The sequence below is a fragment of the Planobispora longispora genome (assembly GCF_016863135.1).
Lineage (GTDB): Bacteria > Actinomycetota > Actinomycetes > Streptosporangiales > Streptosporangiaceae > Planobispora > Planobispora longispora.
The window spans coordinates 12,634-36,562 of the sequence record NZ_BOOH01000077.1 but is presented as its reverse complement, the minus strand read 5'-3'; the positions used below and the strand labels follow the sequence as shown (position 1 = coordinate 36,562).

15 protein-coding genes are annotated in these 23,929 nt (G+C 70.1%); 3 read left to right on the top strand and 12 right to left on the bottom strand.

From position 1 onward, the window contains the following. From Plo01_RS39015 to Plo01_RS38990, 6 genes are all read right to left on the bottom strand, one after another. On the bottom strand, positions 1-674 hold a 674-nt coding region (locus Plo01_RS39015), incomplete at its 3' end, for a cellulose binding domain-containing protein (RefSeq protein WP_239317919.1). Positions 675-932: 258 nt separating this feature from the next. Then, entirely contained in the window at positions 933-2,894 is a 1,962-nt protein-coding gene (locus Plo01_RS39010) for a S8 family peptidase (protein WP_203895839.1), read from the bottom strand. Between the two features lie 336 nt (positions 2,895-3,230). Next, entirely contained in the window at positions 3,231-5,147 is a 1,917-nt protein-coding gene (locus tag Plo01_RS39005) for a S8 family peptidase (protein WP_203895838.1), read from the bottom strand. 449 nt (positions 5,148-5,596) lie between these two features. Then, on the bottom strand, positions 5,597-6,526 hold the full coding sequence (locus Plo01_RS39000) for an RpnC/YadD family protein (RefSeq protein ID WP_239317916.1): 930 nt from the start codon (positions 6,524-6,526) through the stop codon (positions 5,597-5,599). A 204-nt stretch (positions 6,527-6,730) separates the two neighbouring features. Beyond that, positions 6,731-8,677: a S8 family peptidase gene (locus Plo01_RS38995; protein ID WP_203895837.1), complete on the bottom strand. Its 1,947-nt coding sequence runs from the start codon at positions 8,675-8,677 to the stop codon at positions 6,731-6,733. A gap of 495 nt (positions 8,678-9,172) precedes the next feature. Beyond that, complete coding sequence (locus Plo01_RS38990; protein ID WP_203895836.1) at positions 9,173-9,775, bottom strand: TetR/AcrR family transcriptional regulator; 603 nt, start codon at positions 9,773-9,775, stop codon at positions 9,173-9,175. A gap of 86 nt (positions 9,776-9,861) precedes the next feature. On the opposite strand from Plo01_RS38990, the gene Plo01_RS38985 reads away from it, so the two are divergent. Then, positions 9,862-10,683, top strand: coding sequence for a class I SAM-dependent methyltransferase (locus Plo01_RS38985; RefSeq protein ID WP_203895835.1), 822 nt, complete (start codon positions 9,862-9,864; stop codon positions 10,681-10,683). A 24-nt stretch (positions 10,684-10,707) separates the two neighbouring features. Here Plo01_RS38985 and glgB read toward each other — a convergent pair whose 3' ends face one another. The 6 genes from glgB to Plo01_RS38955 all read right to left on the bottom strand — a co-directional run bounded on the left by glgB (position 10,708) and on the right by Plo01_RS38955 (position 20,278). Continuing rightward, entirely contained in the window at positions 10,708-12,903 is a 2,196-nt protein-coding gene (gene glgB / locus Plo01_RS38980) for a 1,4-alpha-glucan branching protein GlgB (protein WP_203895834.1), read from the bottom strand. Between the two features lie 107 nt (positions 12,904-13,010). Beyond that, positions 13,011-14,255, bottom strand: coding sequence for a copper amine oxidase (locus Plo01_RS38975; RefSeq protein ID WP_203895833.1), 1,245 nt, complete (start codon positions 14,253-14,255; stop codon positions 13,011-13,013). Then, positions 14,252-14,929, bottom strand: coding sequence for a hypothetical protein (locus Plo01_RS38970; RefSeq protein WP_203895832.1), 678 nt, complete (start codon positions 14,927-14,929; stop codon positions 14,252-14,254). Before Plo01_RS38970 ends, Plo01_RS38975 begins: the two co-directional genes overlap by 4 nt. Positions 14,930-15,068: 139 nt before the next feature. After that, positions 15,069-16,373 carry a maltokinase N-terminal cap-like domain-containing protein gene (locus Plo01_RS38965; protein WP_239317913.1) on the bottom strand — a complete coding sequence of 435 codons (1,305 nt, stop codon included), beginning with the start codon at positions 16,371-16,373 and terminating at the stop codon, positions 15,069-15,071. Between the two features lie 29 nt (positions 16,374-16,402). Beyond that, positions 16,403-18,106, bottom strand: coding sequence for a maltose alpha-D-glucosyltransferase (treS, locus tag Plo01_RS38960; RefSeq protein ID WP_203895830.1), 1,704 nt, complete (start codon positions 18,104-18,106; stop codon positions 16,403-16,405). A gap of 48 nt (positions 18,107-18,154) precedes the next feature. Further along, complete coding sequence (locus Plo01_RS38955; protein ID WP_203895829.1) at positions 18,155-20,278, bottom strand: alpha-1,4-glucan--maltose-1-phosphate maltosyltransferase; 2,124 nt, start codon at positions 20,276-20,278, stop codon at positions 18,155-18,157. Positions 20,279-20,678: 400 nt separating this feature from the next. Between Plo01_RS38955 and glgP the strand changes: the two genes are divergently transcribed. Both glgP and Plo01_RS38945 read left to right on the top strand, forming a co-directional pair. After that, positions 20,679-23,261, top strand: a complete 2,583-nt coding sequence (glgP, locus tag Plo01_RS38950; protein ID WP_203895828.1) for an alpha-glucan family phosphorylase — start codon at positions 20,679-20,681, stop codon at positions 23,259-23,261. Positions 23,262-23,379: 118 nt separating this feature from the next. Then, positions 23,380-23,910 (top strand): hypothetical protein, encoded by a 531-nt coding sequence (locus Plo01_RS38945; RefSeq protein WP_203895827.1) that lies wholly within the window; start codon positions 23,380-23,382, stop codon positions 23,908-23,910. Positions 23,911-23,929: the final 19 nt, after the last annotated feature.

Below are 23,929 nucleotides of genomic sequence, written 5' to 3'. Positions count from 1 at the left end.
TAGGCGTCGCCGATGGTGCACTTGCCGCCGGTGGTGTTGCCGAAGGCGTACAGGATGTGGGTCAGCTTGGCCGCGGAGCCGTTGGTGACCAGGTTCTTCACGTGGAAGTTACGCCCGTAGACGCCCCAGTTGGTGAAGTAGCCGACGACCTTCTTGCCCGAGGGGTTGGGGTCGACGGTCGGCGTCGGGGTCGGCGTGACCGTCGCGGTGGGAGTGGGAGTGGGGGTCGGCTTGACCGTGGCGGTGGGGGTCGGCGTGGGCGTCGGGTCGGGGGTGCCGCCCGTGCCGGAGCAGGAGGCGCCGTTGAGCGTGCAGTTCGTCAGGCCCTTCAGTCCGCCCGGCGCGCCGACGAAGCCGAAGCTGACCGAGGCGCCGGCCGCGAGCTCGCCGTTCCACGACTTGTTGACGAAGGTGTAGTGGTTGCCGCTCTTGGTCATGTCGGCGTCCCACGAGGAGGACAGGGAGGTGCCCGCCGGCAGGTCGAACTCGACCTTCCAGCTCTTCAGCGCGGAGCTGCCGGCTTTGACGGTGACCTGTCCCTGGAAACCGGAGCCCCAGTCGGAGGACGTCGCGTAGGTGGCGGTGGCGGGAGTGGCGGCGTTCGCTGCACCGACGCCCAGGGGGACTAACAGGGCGGATGCCGCGAGGAGGGTGCCCAGGGTGATGCGTCGCAAGAGTCGCTCCAGATAAGAGAGGTACTGGCCCCCGTATTCATAGGAAAGTTTCCTATTAGTTAGAGGAGGTTAGGTGGGCGTTCCCGCGATGGTCAACACCTGTCGAGGTCGATAAGGCCGACATAAGGGGAATTTAAGGTTCGCCGTTCCGGGCCGGACACGCGAAGGGCCGGCCACGCATGGCGTGACCGGCCCGGATGCGGAGGAGGCCGTACGGCCGTGCCCTCACACGACCGATTCCTCCCTCTCTGCTCCCTGCTACTTCGCCCGGTTGACGTTCTTGCTCAGGTAGGCGGCGGCCCCGCGGACCTGGGCGGAGGTGGCCTTGGGATTCAGGCGGTGCTTCTCGGCGGCGGTCACGGCGCGCTTGAGCGTGGTGGCGCCCTTGACCTTGGTGGAGCCGTCGTAGACGCCGTGGGCCCAGTTGAGCCAGGCCGCCAGCAGCTCCCTGTCGAGCACGGCCTTGCCGCCCTTGCCCTTGAGGACCGCGTGGGCGGTGCCGAGCGTGCCGGCCCTGCGGGCCTCGGGGAAGACCTTGCTGCCCTTCTGGACCAGGCTCAGGTAGCACAGCAGGGTGTCGTCGGAGAGCTTGCCGGTGCGCTTGTGCATCTCCACGGCCCACTGCGCGGCGCTCAGCGCCTTGGCGCCGTCACCCCGGGCGCAGGTCGCCTGGCCGGAGAGGGGGCCCCGGCTGCTCGGCTCCTGGCCGGTGCCCGAAGAGCTCGGCGACGGCGTCGGAGTGGGCGTCGGCTTGGAGGTCGTGGGCGTGGCCGTGGGGGTCGCGGTGGGCGTCGCCGTCGGGGTCACAGTGGGAGTGATCGTGGGTGTGGGTGTGGGTGTGGGTGTGGGGGTGGGCGTCGGCACGACGGGCCTGCCGAGCGCCTCGTACAGGTCGATGCGCGGGGTGACGACCTTCCTGTCCCCGCCCTTGCGGCCGTGTCCCCTGACGACGTACTCGACCGGCTTGCCGGTGTCCTTGAGCCTGGTCAGGATCGCGCCCGGGGTCCAGCCGGAGTTCTTGGACCTCACCAGCGCGAAGGCGCCGGCGACGTGCGGGGCGGACAGCGAGGTGCCGCTGCCGGAGCCGTACCCGCCGGGCGCGGTGGAGTCGATCGAGACGCCCGGCGCGAACAGGTCGAGCAGGTCGCCGCGGTTGGCGGACGGCGATGGAACGTCGGCGTCGTCGGTCGCGCCGACGGCCACGGCCGTGGAGACGCACGCGGGGTAGGCGACTCCGGCGTCGCTGTGGTCGTTCCCGGCGGGGACGACGGTGGCGACGCCCTTGGCCGCCAGGGCGTCGACCTGCTTCTTCATGGCGGTCTCCCACCAGAGGAACTTGTCGCAGTTGGCGCGTTCCAGGTGGCCGTTGAAGCTGAGGTTGGCCGCCGCGATCGAGTGGGTCGCGGCCAGGCTCTCGACGTGGGCCAGCGCCTCCAGCACCGACGACTCGAAGGTCACCAGGCACGCGGACGAGCCGCCGCAGAGGATTCCGCCGTTGACCCGGGAGAAGACCTGGATCGCGATGATCTTCGCGCCCGGTGCGACGCCGCCGGGCTTGCCCGCGCCGGTGCTCTTGCCCGCGGCCACGCCGGCCACCAGTGTGCCGTGGGCGCACAGGTTCACCGTGCCGTTCAGGCACCTGGCCGTCGTGGCGTCGGCCGAGCCGGGGCCGGTCTGCTTCCAGCCGCCGTCCGGACAGAGAGACTGGAGGACGTAATTGAAGGGGCCGGAGGGCGAGAAGCACGCCTCGGCGACGATCCGGCCCGCGAAGGCGGGGTGGCCGCGGTCGATTCCGGTGTCCAGGAACGCGACGGCCTGGCCCTCGCCGGTGATCCCGGCCTGCTGCACCTTGTCGGCGCCGATCACGGCGAGGCTGGAGAGCGTCGAGGGGGTCATGACGCGGTCCTCGCGGATGGAGACGACGTCCTCCTCCTTCGCGAGCTCCGTGAGCTCGTCGCCGTCACCGCTGACCACGATGAACGGCTTGCGCTCCGACTCCAGGACGACCTTGGAGTCGAGGTCCTCGGCGGCCTCGGCGACCTCGTCGGTCTTGGCGGCGGACTTCACCTCGACGATGACGCGGACGTCCTTGGCCGAGTCCGCCAGCGTTTCGGAGATCTTCTTGTCGACGGGGTCCTCGGCGTAGGCGGGGGTGGCGGTCAGGGCCGCCGATGCTGCGGCGAGTGCGATGGCGCCCGCCATGAGACGTCGCAGTCTCACATGATCCTCCGTTACAGGCCGCGCGGGGCGGCCGCAGAACGTGATGAGCGACCCGGACCGCAGTTCGGAGCCGGGCGACCCGCATCGCCGATACAGATGAGGGACCCTCACCTGTCTCCGGCGGCAGAAGCTTAAAGGGATCTTAAAGGTGCATGTGAGACATTTGCTGGCTTATGAGATAGGAGTTTTGGAACGGTACAGCCTGTCGTCCCGGCTGTCAGGAAGCCGTCAGAAACCTCCGGCATGAGACCGGCATGGGAAAGGCCGGTCACGCATGGCGTGACCGGCCCGGATCGTGCGGAGGTCGGTCCGCGGGATCCTCGTGTCGTCCGGTGCTTACTTGGCCCGGTTGACGTTCTTGTTCAGATAGACGGCGGCCTTGAGCAGCTGGGCGGAGGTGGCCTTCGGGTTGGCCCGGTGCCGTTCCGCGACGCCGATGGCGCTCTTGAGCGTCGTGGCGCCCTTGATCTTGGCGGAGCCGTTGTAGACGCCGTGGGCGTAGTTCAGCCAGGCGGCCAGCAGCTCACGGTCGAGCAGGGCCTTGGCGCTCTTGGTCCTGGGCTTGAGGACCTTGTAGGCCTTGCCCAGCGAGCCCGCGTCGGTCAGCTCGGGGAAGACCTTGCTGCCGTTCTGCACGATGCTGAGGTAACACCGCAAGGTGCTGTCGGAGAGCTTGCCGGCGCTCTCGTGGAACTCGACGTCCCACCGGGCCGCGGTCAGCGCCTTGCCGCCCTTGCCGCGCTTGCACACGTCCGGGACCGGGAGCGGGTCGAGGCCGGTGCCGTCGCCCGGCTGCGTGTGCGTCGGGGCGGGAGTCGCCGTGGACGTCGCGGAAGGCGTGACGGTGGGACTCGGGACGGGGCTCGGGGTGGCGGCCGGGAGTCCGAGAGCCCGCGCGAGGTCGATCCGGGGGGTGGTGAGGGTCTTGCCGATGTTCCGGTAGGAGATCGGCTTACCGGTGTCCCGGAGCCTCTTCAGCAACTCGGCGCCGTTCGCCTCCGGCACGCGCTCCTTGAGCAGCGCGAAGGCGCCCGTCACGTGCGCGGCGGCCAGGGAGGTGCCGCTCGCCGTGGCCTGGGTGCCGCCGGGGGCGGAGGAGGTGATGCCGACGCCGGGGGCGAAGAGATCGAGGAGGATTCCCCGGTTGGAGAAGGACGCCACCGCGTCGGAGTCGTCCGTGGCACCCACCGCGACGGCCGACCGGACACAGGCGGGAACGGCGATCTTGCCCTCCTTGCCGCTGTTGCCGGCGGCGGTGACGACGGGGATGCCCAGCTTGAACAGGTCAATGATCTCTTCCGAGACGGGTTCGACCTCGCACGACTCGCTCTCGTCGTATTCGTCGTACGGGCTGCGGCTGGCGCCGTACAGGGTGGCGCTCAAGTTGACCGCCGCGATCTTGTGGCTCTTGGCGAGCTCGATCACGTAGTCCATGGCGCGGATCTGGCTGGAGCCCCAGGAGAGCACGCAAGGGGCCTTGCCCTCCCCGCAGTGCTCCTCGCTGTCGAAACGGGTGAAGATCTGGATTGCGATGATTCCGGCGTCCGGGGCGACGCCGTCGACCTGTCCGCCCGCGTTCTTCTTGCCAGCGGCGATCCCGGTGACCAGCGAGCCGTGGGTGCACAGGTTCTTCCCTCCGGACAGGCACAGTGCGGTCTCCGCGTTCGCGGAACCGGGACCGACCTGCCGGTCGCTGCCGTCGGGGCAGAGGGAGCGGACGGACTCCCGCTCAAGTGTGTGGGAGAAACACGCTTCGGCGATGATGCGCCCGGTGAAGGCCGGGTGGTCGCGATCGATGCCGGTGTCCAGGATGACGACATTCTGGCCCTTGCCGGTGGCCCCGGCCGCGTGCGCCCGATCGGCGCCGATCACCTTGGTGCTGGAGGCGAGGGCGGCGGGAGCGATGAGCCAGTCTTTCCAGATCGAGGAGATGCGTTCATCACCGCGGAGCGAGGCGAGAGTGGCCCGGTTGGTCTCCATGACGAAGAACCTCTTGCCGCCGGAGTCCGGCAGGACACGGGTCGCGGCCGAGATCGCCTCGGCGCTCTCGGCCACCGGCGCGACGGCCTGGCCGTCCTTCACCGAGACGATGACCCGGACCTTCTTGCCGGCCTCGACACCGGAGACGACCGCCGGATCGATCCTCGGCGCCGCCGGGTCCGGGGCGGCCGATGCGGATATGGGGACGGCGGCCAGAGCCGCCGAGGCGGCGGCGAGCGCGATGGCTCCCGCCAGGAGACGTCGGAGTCTCACTGATCCTCCGTGAGGGGGGTTCATTGCGGCACGTGTGCCTTGGCAGCGCGAGGAACGCCATGAGCAACTGATCATGACGTATCGCGGTCAAGAAGATAGGGGAGGGGACCGACGAACCCGGAGCAGGGGCGGCCGCACGATGGCCTGATCACCCAGGTGCAGGGAGAGAGGGTGCTCGCAGGTGGGTGACGAGAGGCCTCATTTCGAGGTCCTCAAAAGGTCATGCAGGGCGCTGCCCCCCGGAGACCCGTCCACCTTCCCGGTGAAGACCCGCGGGATCTGCTGGTCGAACGGGGGCTGGATACGCGGTTCAGCTGTCAGCGGGTGGATACGGAAGACGTTGACGAGATCGCCCGGCGCCTGCGGGCAGATTCGGATTCAGGCACGCTGTGTGACTTCCAAACAGCCATGCAGTCATACGGCCTCAGCCCGGAGACGGTGGATGTTCGTCAGTGGTTCTCTTCGCCTGTCTCGCCGAACAGGTCGTGCACGGTCGGGGCGGTCACCGCGCGGCTCGCCCAGGACTCCAGTTGCGCGAGGTCGGTGCAGGCGGTGATCCGGGTCCGCATCTCCTCGGGCACGGGCAGGCCTCGGGCCTCCAGCACCACCAGCACCATCCGGGCCGCTTCCTCGGCCTTGCCCTCGGCCTTGCCCTTGGTCTCGCCTTCTACTCTGCCCAAGGTCTTGCCTTCTTCCAGGCCGCGGCCGTAGTGCTCGCGGGCGAAGGGGCTGTAGACGGGCCAGGTGGTGGACGCCATGATCTCCTCCAGGAGGTTCCGTACCTCGGGCGCGGCCATGCTGAATGCGTATTCATAGTACTTCGGAGCGTGTTCGCCGGGCAGGTCCGTCAGCGCCGCGGTGAAGGCCTCCACCACCTTGCGCTCGCGGCGGCCGTGCATCATCACCGCCAGGGTGGCCAGCTCCGGCTGGGCGGCGGCCTGCTGCGCGTCGGTGATGACCGGGATGTCATCCGGGCCCAGCACCTGCGCCTGCAGCCGACAACCGGTCAGCCCGAAGTCGATGGGCTTGGCGTAGTAGGCGGCGGTGGTGGCGTCGGGGCAGACGACCAGGACGGTGACGTCACAGCGCGACTGCAGCCAGAGAGCGACGGCGTAGCGGGCCAGCTGGCGGGGGTCTTTCGACTTGTCCTGCTGGATCTCGACGATGATGGCGTGCGCCGGGGCCGTCGGCGGGCCCAGGACCAGCACCAGGTCGGCCTCGATGTCGTCGGAGGGCCGGGTGTTGAAGGTGGTTTTCTCCGGTCGGATCAGCGACGTGACGGGCAGGTGCTGGCCGAGCAGGTCGCGTAGGAGCTCCACGGCCAGTTCGGGGCGGCCGCGGAAGAGCTGGATGAGGGAGTCGTGTCGGGGGGAAGGCACGTTGCCTATTGTGACATGTCGATCACTCAAAGCGACCGTATTTTCGAGAACTGACGTCCATGGAGCCTCACCGTTCCGGGATGCCGCTCTCGGGCGTACATCGTTCGTACGCCGCCTCCGGCATGGGAAAGGCCGGTCACGCATGGCGTGACCGGCCCGGATCGTGCGGAGGTCGGTCCGCGGGATCCTCGTGTCGTCCGGTGCTTACTTGGCCCGGTTGACGTTCTTGTTCAGATAGACGGCGGCCTTGAGCAGCTGGGCGGAGGTGGCCTTCGGGTTGGCCCGGTGCCGTTCCGCGACGCCGATGGCGCTCTTGAGCGTCGTGGCGCCCTTGATCTTGGCGGAGCCGTTGTAGACGCCGTGGGCGTAGTTCAGCCAGGCGGCCAGCAGCTCACGGTCGAGCAGGGCCTTGGCGCTCTTGGTCCTGGGCTTGAGGACCTTGTAGGCCTTGCCCAGCGAGCCCGCGTCGGTCAGCTCGGGGAAGACCTTGCTGCCGTTCTGCACGATGCTCAGGTAGCAGATGAGCGTCTTGTCGCTCAGCTTGCCCTTGCCGCGCAGGACCTCGGTGGCCCAGCCGGTGGACGTCAGGGCCCGGGTGCCCTTGCCCCGCTCGCAGACGTCGGGCAGCGGCACGGCGCTGCCGCCGCCGTCGCTCATGATGGGGCCGTCCGTGACGGTCGGGCTCGGGACGGGGGACGGGCTCGCCGGGGTGGTCGGCGACGCCGTCGGGGTGACGGTGGGAGTCGCGGTCGGGGTCGCGGACACCGTCGGGGTCGGCGTGGGGGTGGGCGTGGGCGTCGGGGTGGAGGTCGCGGGCAGCGCGTCGAACACGTTGATCCGCGGGGTCTTGATCTTGACGCCGTCGCTGCTGTACTCGATCGGCTTGCCGGTCTCCTTCAGGCGGGCGAGGAGTTCGGCGACCGAGGCGTTCGGCGACTTCTCCTTGAGCAGCGCGAAGGCGCCCGCGACGTGCGGGGCGGCCATCGAGGTGCCGCCGAGGGGGTGCATGCGCTCGCCGTTCTGGCTGGGGATGGCCGAGACGATCTCGACGCCGGGGGCGAAGAGGTCGAGCAGCTTGCCGCGGTTGGAGAATCCGGCGACGGCGTCGGCGTTGTCGGTGGCGCCGACGGTCACGGCCGAGGAGACGCAGCCGGGGTGGCTCACCTCGTGGTCGTACTCCTCGTTGCCGGCCGCGATCACGGTGGCGACGCCCTTGGCGGCGAGGGCGTCGATCACCGTCTTGTACGGCGCGCCGTCCTGGGCGGTGTCGCAGTGCTCGGTGAACCGGCCGCCGCCGAGGCTCAGGTTCGCCGCGGCGAACTTGCGCGAGGAGCTCTTCTGCAGGACGTAGTTGAGGCCCTGGAGGATCGACGAGTCGTAGGCCATGACGCAGGGGGCCTCGCCCTCCCCGCACTCCTTCTCGCCGTTGAAGCGGCTGAAGACCTGGATGGAGAGGATCTTCGCGCCGGGGGCCACGCCGTCGCCGTACTGGGCGTTGAACGACTTGCCCGCCGCGATGCCCGCGACGTGCGTGCCGTGGTAGCAGAGCATGAAGCCCTGGGGGGACATGCACTTGGGCGTCAGGGCGTAGCCGGAGCCGGGGCCCTCCTGGGACTCCTGCCCGTTCGCGCACAGGGGCTCGGCGTTCTCGGCCTCGCTGGCGGCGGAGAAGCACGCCTCGGTGACGCGGCCGGAGAAGAACTTGTGCGCGGCGTCGATGCCGGTGTCCAGGACGGCGATCTCCTGGCCCGCGCCGGTGATCCCGGCCTTGTGCACCTTGTCGCCGCCGATCACCGGCAGGCTGTCGGTCATGCGCACCCTGTGCTTGCGGTCCTCGGTGACCGCGGTGACCGCGGGGTCCTGGGCGATCTTCTTGGCGCCCTCGACCGTGGTCTCCACGGCGAAGAATCGCAGGCTCGGGGCCTCGGCCACGACCTCGGAGCTCTTGACGGCCTCAGCCTTGTCCGCGGTGGACGCGACATTGGCGCTGGAGTTGACCTGGACGAGAACGCGGACCTTGCCGCTCTCGTCCAGGACGTCGGCGGAGATCTTGGGGGTGGGGTCGGTCGCGGCGGTTGCGGGTGTCGCCGCGAGCGTGACCGAGGTGGCGGCGAGCGCGATGGCTCCCGCCAGGAGACGTCGAAGTCTCACGAATCCTCCGGGGGAATGCCGTGTCATGCGGTACACGGCCGTGAACATGAAAAGTCGGCCCGACGGGAGTCAGCGGGGCCGATCGGGATCCCTGGACGCGCCGGACGGCACGCGGGAGACCGACGACGATGCCGTACGCCTCATGAGGTCCCCCGTGCTGTCGAGCCCGTCAGCTCTCCCCGAACCCACGTGACTGTTACCTGTGGGTAATGTGCGACTCAAGAGTAAAGAGGGACAAAAGTCAACGTAAGGGACGATACAAACTTGTGATCAACAAAGCCCGCCCATCCGGTCGTCATCGCGGACCGGAGGCGGGCGGGGTCCGATCACGACGGGACCGGACGCCTTCGCGCCGGCCGGGAGGACCCGCGATTCGACCCTCTGCCACTCCGTGCTGGCCGCCTCCGCCTGATCGGCCTGGACTACCTGCACCGGCCCCGCCGGTGGTGTGGTGAGACCTCGGTTCCGTGCGGATCTCTGTCATGGGGCAACCGGTTACAGCAGGCGTCTCTGCACGACGTCGGCGATGACCGCGTTCACGACCTCGCCGACTGCCGCGGAATCCGGAGGGCCCGCCTCCCGGTCGGCGAACAGCAGGTGCGCGCCCCCGACCAGGGAGAGCGCGAGCGCGTCCACGTCGGCGTCCGCGGCGATGCGCCCCATCTCGCACTCGTCTCTCAGGTAAGCGCTGATCATGCCTGCCGCCTGTGTCAGCACCGGGATGCCGGGTGCGGGCCGGGCCTGACGCAACCGGGTGCGCAGTTCGTCCCGGAAGATGATGAGGCTGACGATTGCCACGGTGACCGGGTCGAACAGCTGGATCAGTGCCGCGGTGAGGTGACCGGGGACGGTGCCGGTCCCGGCCGAGCCGCGCAGGTCGGCGGACGCGCCGTCGAGCCGGGCGACGCGTTCCCGCACCAGCTCGACCAGGAAGTCGTCGAAGTCCTCGAAGTGCCGGTGCAGAACGCCTTTGGCGACGCCCGCCTCCTCCGTGACGGCCCGGCTGGTCAGCCCGTTCGCCCCGTCCCGGAGCAGGACGCGCTCGGCGGCGTCGAACAGCTGCTGCCGGGCGTCCCGGAGGGCCACTCCCGTTGGCATCGCCCGTTCTCCCCTTCATGGAACCTTCGCTCAACGCGAAACGCTATCCGGTTGGCGAGTGGGCATGCGCCCATTAGTGTGGGCGCATGCCCACTTCATCGCGGGAACACCCCCGTCCTCCGCAGAACGCATCCCACAGGGCCAGGCGGACGGCCGAATCGTTCGGCGTCGACGCCGAACGCTACGACCGGGCCCGGCCCGACTATCCCGATGCCCTGGTGCGGCGGATCATGGCCGCCAGCCCCGGCTCCGACATCGTCGACGTCGGCTGCGGTACCGGCATCGAGGCCCGGCAGTTCCTGGCGGCCGGCTGCGAGGTGCTGGGGATCGAGCCGGACGCCCGGATGGCCGAGTTCGCCCGCCGTACCGGGGTCGAGGTCGAGGTGGCGACGTTCGAGGACTGGGACGCCGCCGGGCGCACGTTCGACGCGGTCGTCGCCGGGCAGTCCTGGCACTGGGTGGACCCGGTCGCGGGCCCGGCCAAGGCGGCGCGGGTGCTGCGTCCCGGCGGCCCGCTGGCGGTGTTCGCCCACGCGTACGACCCTCCGGCCCCGATCGCGGAGGCGTTGACCACCGCACTGCGCCGGGTGGCGCCCGACTCGCCGTTCACCGGCGGGCCGCCGAGACCGGTCCAGGAGGTCTACCGGCAGATGTTCGCCGCGTTCGCCGACGGCATCCGGCAGGCCGCCGCGTTCGGCGAGCCGGAGCAGTGGCGATTCGACTGGGAGCGGCACTACACCCGCGCCGAATGGCTCGACCTGCTGCCCACCACCGGCGGACTCACCCGGCTCCCGCCGGATCGGCTGGCCGAGGTGCTGGAGGCCGCCGGGGCCGCCGTCGACGCGGCCGGAGGCGGTTTCACCATGCCCTACACGACCATGGCGGTCATCGCGTCGCGGAAGGCATGAGAGGTGGGGGCGGAACGTGTCCCGTCAGTCGACCTCGTCCTCGGTCAGCAGGGCCTCCTGCGCCGGGGCGGCGTGGCGGAGCCAGAGGGCGCCCAGGGGCGGGACCCGCAGGCGCACCGAGTACGGCAGGCCGTGGTGGGGTTCCTCGACCGCCTCCACCGCGCCCATGTTCCCGACCCCGCTGCCCGCGTAGTCGTAGGCGTCGGTGTTGACGACTTCCTCCCAGGTCCCGCCCATCGGCAGGCCCAGGCGGTAGTCCTCGTGCGGGCCGCCGGAGAAGTTGGCCACGCAGGCCAGCGCCGAGCCGTCCGACCCGTGCCGCAGGAAGGAGAAGACGTTGCCCGGCGCGTCGTCGGCGTCGATCCAGCGGAAGCCCTCGGGAGAGGTGTCCGCGCTCCACAGGGCCGGGGTGTCCCGGTAGATCCGGTTGAGGTCGCGCACCAGCCGCTGCACGCCCTTGTGACCGTCGAAGTCGAGCACCCACCAGTCGAGGCCGCGCTCCTCCGACCACTCCGAGCCCTGACCGAACTCGCCGCCCATGAACAGCAGCTGCTTGCCGGGGTGGGCCCACATGAACGCGAACAGCGTCCGCAGGTTGGCGAAGCGCTGCCACTCGTCGCCGGGCATCTTGCCCAGCAGGGAGCCCTTGCCGTGGACGACCTCGTCGTGGGAGAGGGGCAGCATGAAGTTCTCCGAGTAGGCGTACATCAGCGAGAACGTCATCTGGTGGTGGTGGTACTGCCGGAAGATCGGCTCGTGCCGCAGGTAGGAGAGCGTGTCGTGCATCCAGCCCATGTTCCACTTGAAGCCGAAGCCGAGCCCGCCCAGGTAGGCGGGGCGGGAGACCCCCGGCCAGGCGGTGGACTCCTCGGCGATCGTCACGATGCCCGGGGCCTCGCGGTAGCAGACGGCGTTCATCTCCTTGAGGAACTCCACCGCGTCCAGGTTCTCCCGCCCGCCGTACTGGTTGGGCGTCCACTCGCCCTCGCGCCGCGAGTAGTCGAGATAGAGCATCGAGGCGACCGCGTCCACCCGCAGCCCGTCGATGTGGAACTCGCGCAGCCAGAACAGGGCGTTGGCGACCAGGAAGTTCCGCACCTCCCGGCGGCCGAAGTCGAAGATGTAGGTGCCCCACTCGGGGTGCTCGCCCCGGGCCGGGTCGGCGTGCTCGTACAGCGGGGTGCCGTCGAAGCGGGCCAGCGCCCAGTCGTCCATCGGGAAGTGCGCGGGCACCCAGTCGAGCAGCACCCCGATGCCCGCCTCGTGCAGCTTGTCCACGAGATGGCGGAAGTCGTCGGGCGAGCCGAAGCGGGCCGTGGGCGCGTAGTAGGACGTCACCTGGTAGCCCCACGAGCCGCCGAACGGGTGCTCGGCGACGGGGAGCAGCTCGACGTGGGTGAAGCCCATGTCCTTGACGTAGTCCACCAGCTCGGTGGCCAGGTCGCGGTAGGACAGGCCGGGCCGCCACGAGCCGAGGTGCACCTCGTAGACGCTCATCGGCTCCTCCAGCGCCCTGCGCTGGTTCCGCTCCCGCATCCACGTCCCGTCCTGCCACTGGTAGACCGACCGGTCGATGACGGACGCGGTCGCGGGCGGGTGCTCGGTGCGGCGGGCCATCGGGTCGGCCTTCTCCCGCCAGACCCCGTCCACGCCGAGGATGGCGAACTTGTAGCGGTCGCCCTCCGACAGGCCGGGGACGAACAGCTCCCACACCCCGGAGTGGCCCAGCGAGCGCATGGGGTGGCCGACGCCGTCCCAGTGGTTGAAGTCGCCGATCACCCGGACACCGCGCGCGTTGGGCGCCCAGACGGCGAAGGCCGTGCCGTCCACGTCCTCGTGCCGCATGATCCGCGCGCCGAGCACCTCCCAGAGACGCTCGTGCCGTCCCTCGTTGATCAGGTGCAGGTCCACCTCGCCCAGCGTGGGCCAGTGCCGGTAGGGATCGGACGTCTCGTACGGCTCCGCCCCGGCGTAGGCGATCCGGAGCCGGTAGTCGGGGACCTTGTCCAGCCCGGGGACGGTGACCGCGAACACCCCGTTGGCGATGTGCTCCATGTCGTGCGCCTCGTCGCCCACGATCGCCTGCACCCGTTGCGCCATTGGTCGCAACGTCCTGATGGTCACGCCGTCGGGGCCGGGGTGCGCCCCGAGGATCGAGTGCGGGTCGTGGTGAGCTCCACCGGCCAGCCGGTCCAGGTCCAGATCCAGATGCACGCTCATGGGTCATTGACTCCCGTAGGTCGATATTCCCTAACCCTGCCCGCCTGTGGGCATTCAACCCACTCCACCCGGGACATGCCAAGCAAGATCTTTGCAGGGAGTTTCGATCAGCGGGGGTTCTCCGCCATCGCGTCGCGCGGGGTGATGCGGAAACCTTGCCAGTGCGTGGGCATGGGATCGGCGTCCTCGTCGCGGGCGACGTGGTGGTAGCTGACGTTCACCCAGACGACGGGGTCGGTGAGCCGCTGGCCGCTCACGTAGCGGTCGACGCTGCCCGCGCAGCGGGGCGCGGGGTTGTTGCTGGCCAGGCGCTCGCACGCGCGGTACTGGGTCACGTAGAGGTCGGCCCGGGTGAACGCCTCGTCGGCGGGGCCGCGGTACTGCGCGCTGCCGGAGTCGCCGATCTCCCAGGAGATCGGGTGCCCGTCGGCGTTGCGGCTCTCGGTGTCGACCACCCGCCACCACCGGGCCGGGGCGTTGACGGCCTTGGCCTCCTCGGTGAAGACGGTGCGGGAGAGCGTTCGCCTGGCCGTGCCGGAGCCGGGGAAGTCGTACTGCTCGACCACGTCGTGCTTCGGGCCGTCGACGTCGAAGTCGAGCCGCCAGAAGATGTTGTGGGTGTGGCTCTGCTCGACGTGCGTGTCGCCCGTCCCGGTGGACCATCCGTACTCGGGGCCGGTGGCGAAGCCGGCCAGCGAGCCGGTCGCGCCCACGCGCGGGGTGATCGCGCCGTCGTCGGAGAAGGCCCATTCGACCAGGTAGGTGTACCAGCCGATCTGGAACGCGGCGTAGACGACCAGCTCGTGGCCCAGGGCGGAGAGGTTCGGCTCGCCGGGCAGCGACTTCAGATAGCCGTGACCGCGCGAACGGGTGGTCACGCACACGAACCGCTCGCGGCGCTCCCCGCCGGGGCAGTCGGCGGAGGCCAGCGTGACGGCGTTCTCGCCGAGGGCGCCGATGTCGTGGAAGCGGGGCTCGCCGCTGTCGTAGGGCACGTGGATCTGGGCCAGGGCGGTGCTGCGGAGCACCGGGATCGGCCGGCCGCGCGGCGGGGTGTAGGCGACGCCGGTGAGGGTGAGGCCCTCGATGACGCGCATCTCCCAGCAGAGCCGCCAGCGCGCGCCGTTCGGCAGTTCCCGCTCGACGAGGTACGGCGCGCCGCACGCGGGCGCCCGCCGCGCGGCCTCCCGTACGGCGCCGCCGGGAGAGAGGGCGCCGCTGGGCCGGACGGTTCCGGTGGGCAGGACGGTTCCGGCGCGGGCGGGGGCGGAGGCGGAAGCGGAGGCGCCGCAGGTGACGATCAGGGCGCAGGAGAGCAGTGAGGGCAGGAGCGCGGAGAGCCGCACGGTCACCGTCCTGTCAGGGTGAGGATCTTCTTGGCGGACAGGTCGACGACGGTCCGGGTGGTGTCCGGCCAGGTGCCGTCCGGCAGGCGCACCAGCAGCCGCACGCACCGGTGGTCCGAGCACGCCTCGGCCCCCCGCGACGCCGGGCGCGGCGTGTAGATCAGGGCGCGCAGGCCCAGGTCGGACGCCGACCGCAGGGGCCTTCCGGCGGTCCGGGCGTAGGCGGCGCGGATCCGCCCGCCGTGCACCCGGTCGGCCAGGAGCAGCTCGGCCGCGCGTTCCTCCTCCAGCCGCGACGGCGGCGGCTGCGTGCCCCGGCCCTCCCGTTCGGCGACCACCCTGCCCTCGGCGAGGTCCACGGTCCGCACGATGAACCGGTTGGCGGCGTAGTCGTAGATGTAGGCGTCGGCCCGGCGGCGCTCCCCGGCCGCCTTGTCGTCGCCGCGCTCGATGTAGAGGAGCTCGACGCGCCCGTTCGTCATGCGGGCGCGCAGCGTCGCCGAGGCGATCTCGCCCACCCGGTCGATCTCCTCGTCGGTCAGCGGGTCCGCCGGGGAGGGCGTCCGGAGCGGGGAGCGGGCCGCCTGGGACCCCTGTTCCCCGGAGAGCAGGAGCAGCGAGCCCGCCAGAGCCGCCACCCCCGCTCCCGCGAGCGCCACGACGATCCGTCCCCACGCCATCCCCGCTCCTCACTCTTCGCTTGTTTTCGTATGCGAAGAGTAGTAGTTTCTTGGGTGGCCGGTGGGGGAATCGTGAACCGGGCGGTGCGTGGAACGGGCCCCCTGAAGAGACGGGCGGTCTCTCGAGGGGGCGGGCGGTTCAGAGGGTCACGGGCGCCGCGCCGGGGCCGAAGGCGGCCAGCGGGATGGGCAGCCAGGAAGGCCGGTTGCGCGCCTCGTAGACCACCTCGTAGACGGCCTTGCCCAGCTCCAGGGCGCGCAGCAGAACGGCGTCCTCGCCGTGCAGGCGTCCGCCGCCCGCCGAATAACCGGCGAGGAAGGACGAACGGTTGAGCTCGGCCCACTCGACGGCCCGCGGCAGGAGTTCCTCGGCCTCGGGATGGTCGGCCAGCAGGTGCCGGGCGGCGTAGTCGAAGGAGCGGAGCATCCCGGCCACGTCGCGCAGCGGGGAGGCCAGGGCGCGGCGCTCGGGGAGCGGCTGTCCCGGCTCGCCCTCGAAGTCGAGGACGACCCAGTCCGTCGGGGTGCGCATGACCTGGCCGAGGTGATAGTCGCCGTGGACCCGCTGGACCGGCACCTTGTGGGCCACGTCGCAGACCCGCTGGTAGGCCTCCTCCACGGCGGCGGCGTGCCGGCCGAGCTCGGGGACCTCGGTGACGGCGTGGGCCAGGCGGCGGCGCTGGTCCTCGACCAGATGCGTGATCTCCTGGGGCTCCATCACGCCGGTCGGGAAGGCGGCCGCCAGCTCCTGGTGGACCTCCGCGGTGGCCGTGCCCAGCCGGAAGGACTCGGCGCTGAAGTCGCCGCCGGCCTCGGAGGCCGAGGCGTCCAGGCAGGCGTACAGGTCGCGGACGCTCGCCAGCGCCAGGGCCCAGCCGTCGTTGGAGTTGGACAGGAACTCCTGGGTCATCGCGAGCGTGGTGGGCTCGCCGTCGATGTCCGTCTCGATCCAGCCGTACGGCTGCGCGATGTGGGCGGCCTTGCGCAGCGCCAGCGCGTTGACGATCTCCAGTTCGGGGTTGACTCCCGGGATCAGGCGGCGGAACAGCTTGCAGATGTAGGCGTCGCCGTACACCAGGGAGGTGTTGGACTGCTCGGCGCCGAGCACCAGGCTCCGCGGCGAGGTGTCGATGTGCGTGCCCTCCAGGTGGCGGAAGCGCAGCGGGCCGATGTCGCGCCCGTCGGCCATCGCCTCCAGCAGGGTGCCGGTGAGGTCGGCGTCGTGGGCGGCGTCGTAGAAGCCCTCACCGATCGTCGCGTGCCGGAGCTTGTCCGGCATGTCGTCATTGCAGCATCCGAGCAGGATCTGGTAGCGGTCGCGTGTCCCGGCCTGGTGAACGGAGACGATCAGGTGACGCAGGCCGGGGGCGAGCTCGACGTCTGAGTCGATCGTGAGTCCGTCGACCGGGCGACCCTTACCGGCGAACCAGCGTTGGTGCCTCATCCAACCGGTAAGGAGCTCGGTCAACATGGCTATCCCTCCTGAGTCGCGGGCGGCAGGGTGAACCAATAGAACCCATGCCCAGGAAGCGTCAGAAGATACGGAAGTTCGCCAATTGGTGGAAATGGGACCCCACCCATGGTCTCGACCGGCACCGATCCCTCGAAGCGGCGCAGGTCCAGCTCGACCGGCTGGGGGAAGCGCGAGAGGTTGTTGACGCACAGCATGCGGTCGTCACCCAGCTCCCGCACGTAGGCCAGGACGCTGGGGTTGGAGGAGTTCAGCTCCGCGAAGTCGCCCAGGCCGAAGACCGGGTGGCGCTTGCGGATCTCGATCATCCGCCTGGTCCAGTGCAGCAGCGAGCCGCTGCTCTTCTGCTGGGCCTCGACGTTGAGGCCCTGGTAGCCGTAGATCGGGTCCATGATGACCGGGAGGTAGAGCCGGCCCGGGTCGCAGTCGGAGAACCCGGCGTTGCGGTCCGGGCTCCACTGCATCGGGGTGCGGACGCCGTCGCGGTCGCCGAGCCAGATGTTGTCGCCCATGCCGATCTCGTCGCCGTAGTAGAGCACCGGGGAGCCCGGCAGCGACAGCAGCAGCGCGGTGAACAGCTCGATCTGGTTGCGGTCGTTCTCCAGCAGCGGGGCCAGGCGGCGCCGGATGCCGACGTTGGCGCGCATCCGGGGGTCCTTGGCGTACTCGGAGTACATGTAGTCGCGCTCGTCGTCGGTCACCATCTCAAGGGTGAGCTCGTCGTGGTTGCGCAGGAAGATGCCCCACTGGCAGTTCTCGGGGATCTTCGGCGTCTGGGCCAGGATCTCCGAGATCGGGTAACGCGACTCCCGGCGCACGGCCATGAAGATGCGCGGCATGAGCGGGAAGTGGAAGGCCATGTGGCACTCGTCGCCGCCGGTGGCCGGGTCGCCGAAGTACTCCACCACGTCGGCCGGCCACTGGTTGGCCTCGGCCAGCAGCACCCGGTCCGGGTAGATCCGGTCCACCTCGGCGCGCACCCGCTTGAGGTACTCGTGAGTCCTGGGCAGGTTCTCGCAGTTGGTGCCCTCGGTCTCGAAGAGGTAGGGGATGGCGTCCATGCGGAAGCCGTCGATGCCCAGGTCCAGCCAGAAGCGCAGCACCTCCAGCATGGCGTTCTGCACGTCCGGGTTCTCGTAGTTCAGGTCCGGCTGGTGGTGGAAGAAGCGGTGCCAGTAGTACTGCTGGCGGACCGGGTCGTAGGTCCAGTTGGAGGTCTCGGTGTCGATGAAGATGATCCGGGCGTCCTGGTAGCGCTCGTCGGTGTCCGACCAGACGTAGAAGTCGCCGAAGGGGCCCTCGGGGTCGTGGCGCGAGGCCTGGAACCACGGGTGCTGGTCGCTGGTGTGGTTCATCACCAGGTCGGCGATGACGCGCATGCCGCGCTTGTGGGCCTCGTCGACCAGCTTGACGAAGTCGCCCAGGTCGCCGAAGTCGGGCAGGATCTTCATGAAGTCCGAGATGTCGTAGCCGCCGTCCCGCAGCGGCGACTCGTACAGCGGCAGCAGCCACAGGCAGTCCACGCCGAGCCATTGCAGATAGTCCAGCTTCTGTATGAGACCGCGGATGTCCCCGGTGCCGTCGCCGTTGGAGTCGGCGAACCCGCGGATCAGCACCTCGTAGAAGACCGCACGCTTGAACCAGTACGGGTCGCGTGGCTGCTCCTCGTCGAAGGTGTTCGGGATGGGCTCGGACATATGGCTCATGTGGACTCCCCGCCTGCTGTGCCTGGGACCGGACCGCGTCCGGCTGGTTTACCTGTGAGTGGCCGCCGCCGTGCGCAGAGAGAAGACGTGCGCCGGCTGGATGTGGGGATCGAGGCGCACGTAGTTCGACTGCCGCCAGCGGTACGACTCGCCGGACAACTCGTCGTCGACGACGAACTCGGCGTTCCAGTCGAGCCCCAGAGCGGGCATGTCGAGAGACACCGTCGCCTCGTGGGTGTGGTGCGGGTTGAGATTGACGACTGCCAGAACGACGTCGCCCAGGCCGTGCCGTCGTGAGGCCGTGTCGTGGGAGCCCGCCAGGCGCTTGGAGAAGCAGACCATGTCCGGGTGGTCGACGCTGTGGAACCGTAGATTACGCAATTCCTGGAGCGCCGGGTGTGCTCTTCTGAACAAATTCAGCCGCGTGATGAACGGCGCCAGGCTGCGCCCCTCTCGTTCTGCTTCGAGCCAATTGCGTGGTCTGTACTGATATTTCTCGCTATCAAGGTATTCTTCACTGCCTGGACGAACCGGGACATTCTCTCCCAGCTCGTATCCGGCGTACATGCCCCAGGTCGGCGACGTCAGGGCCGCCAGGACCGCCCGGATACGGAACGCCGGAATTCCGCCATGCTGAAGGTATTCGTGGAGGATGTCGGGAGTGTTAACGAAAAGATTCGGCCGGAGGAAATGCGATGTCTCCTGGGCGAGCTCGCCCAGGTAGGTCTCGACGTCGTACTTGGAGTTCTTCCATGTGTAGTACGTGTACGACTGGTGAAAACCGATCTTGGCCAGCGCCTGCATCATCGCCGGCCGGGTGAACGCCTCCGACAGGAACAGCACGTCCGGATCGGTCCCGTGGATGTCGCCCAGCAGCCGCTCCCAGAACATCACCGGCTTGGTGTGCGGGTTGTCCACCCGGAAGATCCGTACGCCGTGGTCCATCCAGACCTTCACCACCCGCTTGATCTCGGCGTAGATCCCCTCGGGGTCGTTGTCGAAGTTGAGCGGGTAGATGTCCTGGTACTTCTTCGGCGGGTTCTCCGCGTACGCGATCGAGCCGTCGGCGCGGATGTTGAACCACTCCGGGTGCTCCTTGACCCACGGGTGGTCGGGCGAGCACTGCAGGGCCAGGTCGAGGGCGATCTCCATGCCCAGCTCGCGCGCCTTGGCCACGAAGGCGTCGAAGTCCTCGAAGGTGCCCAGGTCCGGGTGGATCGCGTCGTGCCCGCCGTCCTCCGAGCCGATCGCCCACGGCGAGCCCGGGTCGTCCGGCTCGGGGCTCAGCGTGTTGTTGCGCCCCTTGCGGAAGCTCTGCCCGATCGGGTGGATCGGCGGCAGATAGACGACGTCGAAGCCCATCCCGGCCACGGCGGGCAGCCGCTCGGCCGCGGTGGCGAAGGTCCCGGACTTCGGGGTGACGCCCGGCTCGACGACCGCGCCCTCCGAGCGGGGGAAGAACTCGTACCAGGACCCGAACAGCGCCCGGCGCCGGTGGACCAGGACCGTGTGCTTGGCCGACTTGGTCACCAGGTCCCGCAGCGGGTGGGCGCGGAGCAGCTCGGCCGTGTCGGGCAGCTGCGCCACCGCGAACCGCGCCCGCGGGTCGATGGAATCGTCGCGGAGCTTGGCCGCCAGCGCCTGGAACGCCGCCCGGTGCCCGCACGGGCCGCCGGTCCTCCCGCGCTCCTCGGTCTTCCTGACGTCTCCGCCGTCCCCGTCGTCCTCGCCGGGCTCGTCCTCGTCCGCGCGGACGTACTTGACCGCGCAGTCGCCGGGACGCACCGCCTTCGCCGCGCGGTCGAACAGCCGCGCGCCCTCCTCGCACATCAGGTCCGCGTCGATGTCACGCGGGATCTTGATGCCCGCGTCGTGCAGCCAGGTGGCGATGGGGTCGCTCCAGGCCTCGACGCGGAAGTGCCACGTGCCCTCGGCGGGCAGCGTCACCTCCACGCCCCAGCGATCGGTTCCGGGGGCCAGTTCGCGCATGGGCAGCAGAGGGCCGCGCTTACCGTCCGGGCCGATCAGCACGGCTCCGGCGGCCACCGCGTCGTGCCCCTCGCGGAACACGACGGCAGTGATCTCGAAGGTCTCACCCGCGGCGGCCTTGGCGGGCCGGCGCCCGCAGTCGACGGTGGGGTGAATGTCCTGGATAGGGATTCGTCCGATCATCGCGTCTCACGGTAGCGACGGCACACCCGGTACCGCCGGGAGATTTCGGGCAAGAAAGACCCTTTGCTTCTTCAAGCATCCCTTTGACCGACCTTCGGGCAAGGCGAAGCCCTGCCCCTTGCCGAAGGCCGGTCCGGGGACAGAACGTGTGGCTCATACGTTGGGTTGCCCCAATAGTCGCCCTTCATGCCCTTCTTTCGGAAGAGCCGGGGGCTTTCCGTCCGGAGTGTCGTGCCGTGTCCTGGACTTCTCTCGCGGCGTCCCTCGCGGCGTCCTCACAATGTCCGGCCACGTCGGTGATGTCGGCGCGCAGTGTTTGGAGTCCGGCGATAGCGGTGAGGGGGAGACGCGTGAGCATTCTGGTCGCCCTCGTGGCGTTGAGTAACTAGGGTCTGGCAGCGTGAGAGCTATCCGCAGGTTCACCGTCCGAACCGTTCTTCCTTCGGAGCTGGCCCCCCTCGGCGAGCTCGTGCAAAACCTCCGCTGGTCATGGCATCCCGAGACGCTCGACCTGTTCGCCGAGGTCGATCCCGACACCTGGGAACGGGTCGGGCACGACCCCGTCGCCCTGCTGGGCGCCGTCGAGCCCGAGCGGCTCCGTGAGCTGGCCGGCGACCGGCGCTTCCTGCGGCGGCTCGCCGACGCCGCCGACGATCTGCGCGAGTACATGACCGCCCCGCGGTGGTACCAGTCCATGCCGGACGCCGCGCAGGCCGTCGCCTACTTCTCGCCCGAGTACGGCATCGCCGCCGCGCTGCCGCAGTACTCCGGAGGTCTCGGCATCCTCGCCGGAGACCACCTCAAGGCGGCCAGCGACCTCGGCGTGCCCATCCTCGCGGTCGGGCTCCTGTACCGGCACGGCTACTTCACCCAGTCCCTCTCGCCGGAGGGATGGCAGCTGGAGCACTACCCGTCGCTCGACCCGGGCGGCCTGCCGCTGACCCTCCTGAAGGAGGAGGACGGCTCCCCGCTCCGGATCAAGATCGGCCTGCCCGAGCACCGCGTGCTCAACGCCCAGGTCTGGGTGGCCCAGGTCGGCCGGGTCCCGCTGCTGCTGCTCGACTCCGACGTGGCCGAGAACGACACCGCCGCCCGCGACGTCACCGACCGGCTGTACGGCGGCGGCACCGACCACCGCCTCAAGCAGGAGCTGCTGCTCGGCATCGGCGGCGTGCGCGCCATCCGCGCCTACTGCCGCATCACCGGCCACCCCGAGCCCGAGGTGTTCCACACCAACGAGGGGCACGCGGGTTTCCTCGGGCTGGAGCGCATCCGCGAGCTGACCGAGGCCAGGCTCTCCTTCGAGGAGGCGCTGGAGGCCGTGCGCGCCGGGACCGTCTTCACCACCCACACGCCGGTACCGGCCGGGATCGACCGCTTCCCGACCGAGCTGATCGCCCGCCAGTTCGGCGGGGAGAACTCCTGGCCCACCGTCCCGGTGGACCGCATCCTGGCGCTCGGCGCCGAGGACGAGCCCGGCAAGTTCAACATGGCCGCGATGGGCATGCGGCTGGCCCAGCGGGTCAACGGCGTCTCGGAGCTGCACGGCGAGGTCAGCCGGGAGATGTTCCAGGGGCTCTGGCCCGGCTTCGACATCGCCGAGGTGCCGATCGGCTCGATCACCAACGGCGTGCACGCGCCCACCTGGGTCGGCCGGGAGATCATGGAGCTGGCCGGGCGCGAGCTTCCCTCCCTGGTGGAGAAGGCCCAGGGCTGGGAGGGGGTCAGCAAGATCCCCGATGAGGAGATCTGGGCCATCCGCGGGAAGCTGCGGGCGCGGCTGGTCGAGGCGGCCCGGGTCCGGCTCCGCCGCTCCTGGATCGACCGCGGGGCCTCCACCGCCGAGCTGGGCTGGATCGACGACGCCCTCGACCCGGAGGTGCTGACCATCGGCTTCGCCCGCCGGGTGCCCTCCTACAAGCGCCTCACCCTGATGCTGTCCGACCCGGTACGGCTCCGCGGGCTCCTGCTCGACCCCGACAAGCCGGTCCAGATCGTGATCGCGGGCAAGGCCCACCCGGCCGACGAGGGCGGCAAGAAGCTCATCCAGCAGATCGTGAAGTTCGCCGACCAGGAGAACGTGCGGCACCGCATCGTCTTCCTGCCCGACTACGACATGGCGCTGGGCCAGCTCATGGTCCAGGGCTGCGACGTGTGGATGAACAACCCGCTGCGCCCCCTGGAGGCCTGCGGGACCAGCGGCATGAAGGCCGCCCTGAACGGCGGGCTCAACCTGTCGATCCGGGACGGCTGGTGGGACGAGTGGTACGACGGCACCAACGGCTGGGCCGTCCCCACCGCCGACGGCGTCGCCGATCCCGACCGCCGCGACGAGCTGGAGGCGAGCGCGCTCTACGACCTGATCGACCACGAGGTGGCCGACCGGTTCTACGACCGCCCCGGTGAGGGCCTGCCCCGCCGCTGGCTGGAGATGGTCCGCCACACCCTGTCCTCCCTCGGCCCCAAGGTCCTGGCCGGCCGGATGCTCCGCGACTACGTCGTGGAGCTCTACCTCCCGGCGGCCAAGTCCGCCCGCGCCCTGTCGGGCGGCGGTCACGAGCAGGCCAAGGGGTTCGCCTCCTGGAAGCTCCGGGTCGGCCGGGCCTGGCCGGGGGTGCGGGTCGAGCACATCGAGGCGTCCGGGCTGGGCGACACGCCCGAAGTGGGGGCCTCGCTGGAGCTGCGGGCCACCGTCGCCCTCGGCGAGCTGGAGGCCGGCGACGTCCAGGTGCAGGCCGCCTACGGCCGGGTCGGGCTCCACGACGAGCTGGTCGACCCCTCCTACGCGCCCCTGTCCGTCGAGTCCCAGGGCGACGACGGCCGGGCCGTGTTCGCCGGGACCCTCCCGCTGCAGCGCACCGGCGCCTTCGGGTACACCGTCCGCGTCGTCCCGTCGCACCCGCTGATGGCCTCCCCCGCCGAACTGGGACTGATCGCCGTGCCGGAGGAGCCCGCGGGCATGACCAACGGCACCCTCCGCTGACCCGCACCGGCCCTGCGTGAGACCTCCCGGGGCCCGCCGAGAAGACCTCCGGCGGGCCCCGGGAGAATCACGTCTTCCCGGATGCCGGCCGGCCGTCTCATGGTGAAGACTGCGCCGTATGACTACATCGGGGGGCGTTCACCGGCCGGGGATCGTGCGCAGGACGGTCGTCACCGGTTCGCTCGGGGGCGGCGGGATGGCCCTGGCGGTCTTCGTGCTCTTCATCGTCATGGACTGGCTGGTGAACATCGAGGCCGTGGCGCAGGTGCTCTTCTACCTCATCCTGATCGGGACGGTCGCGGGAGCCGTCGGGGCCCTGCCGGCCGCGGTCGTCCTGGCGCTCGCGGCCCCGTGGCTGGCCGGCCGTCCCAGGCGGTCGCGGCTGGTGCCGGCGCTGGCGTGCGCGGCCGGCTCCGTGCTGCCGCTGTTCCTGCTCGCGACGCTGCTGGCCGGGACGGACTGGTCGCCGCCCGGGTTCGACCCGGTCTTCTGGTCCCCGACGATCCTGGCGGCGATCCTGGGGGCGTGGCGCGGGCCGTACCTGGTCGGCGCCCGTTCCGCGGAAGCGCCCGCCCCGCCCGCCGGCGCGGAGGACGCGGGGGACGCAGGGAAGCGGGGAGAGGGAGCCGGGAAGACGCCCGAGGCCTGAGGACGCGCGGGGAACGGCG

Excerpts from the sequence above, each read along its gene's own strand:
- Plo01_RS38970 (WP_203895832.1), bottom strand. The coding sequence starts at position 14,929 with ATGGCGTGGGGACGGATCGTCGTGGCGCTCGCGGGAGCGGGGGTGGCG.
- Plo01_RS38955 (WP_203895829.1), bottom strand. The coding sequence starts at position 20,278 with ATGATCGGACGAATCCCTATCCAGGACATTCACCCCACCGTCGACTGC.
- Plo01_RS38990 (WP_203895836.1), bottom strand. The coding sequence starts at position 9,775 with ATGCCAACGGGAGTGGCCCTCCGGGACGCCCGGCAGCAGCTGTTCGAC.
- glgB (WP_203895834.1), bottom strand. The coding sequence starts at position 12,903 with ATGAGCGTGCATCTGGATCTGGACCTGGACCGGCTGGCCGGTGGAGCT.
- treS (WP_203895830.1), bottom strand. The coding sequence starts at position 18,106 with ATGAGCCATATGTCCGAGCCCATCCCGAACACCTTCGACGAGGAGCAG.
- Plo01_RS38945 (WP_203895827.1), top strand. The coding sequence starts at position 23,380 with ATGACTACATCGGGGGGCGTTCACCGGCCGGGGATCGTGCGCAGGACG.
- Plo01_RS38965 (WP_239317913.1), bottom strand. The coding sequence starts at position 16,373 with ATGAGGCACCAACGCTGGTTCGCCGGTAAGGGTCGCCCGGTCGACGGA.
- Plo01_RS38985 (WP_203895835.1), top strand. The coding sequence starts at position 9,862 with ATGCCCACTTCATCGCGGGAACACCCCCGTCCTCCGCAGAACGCATCC.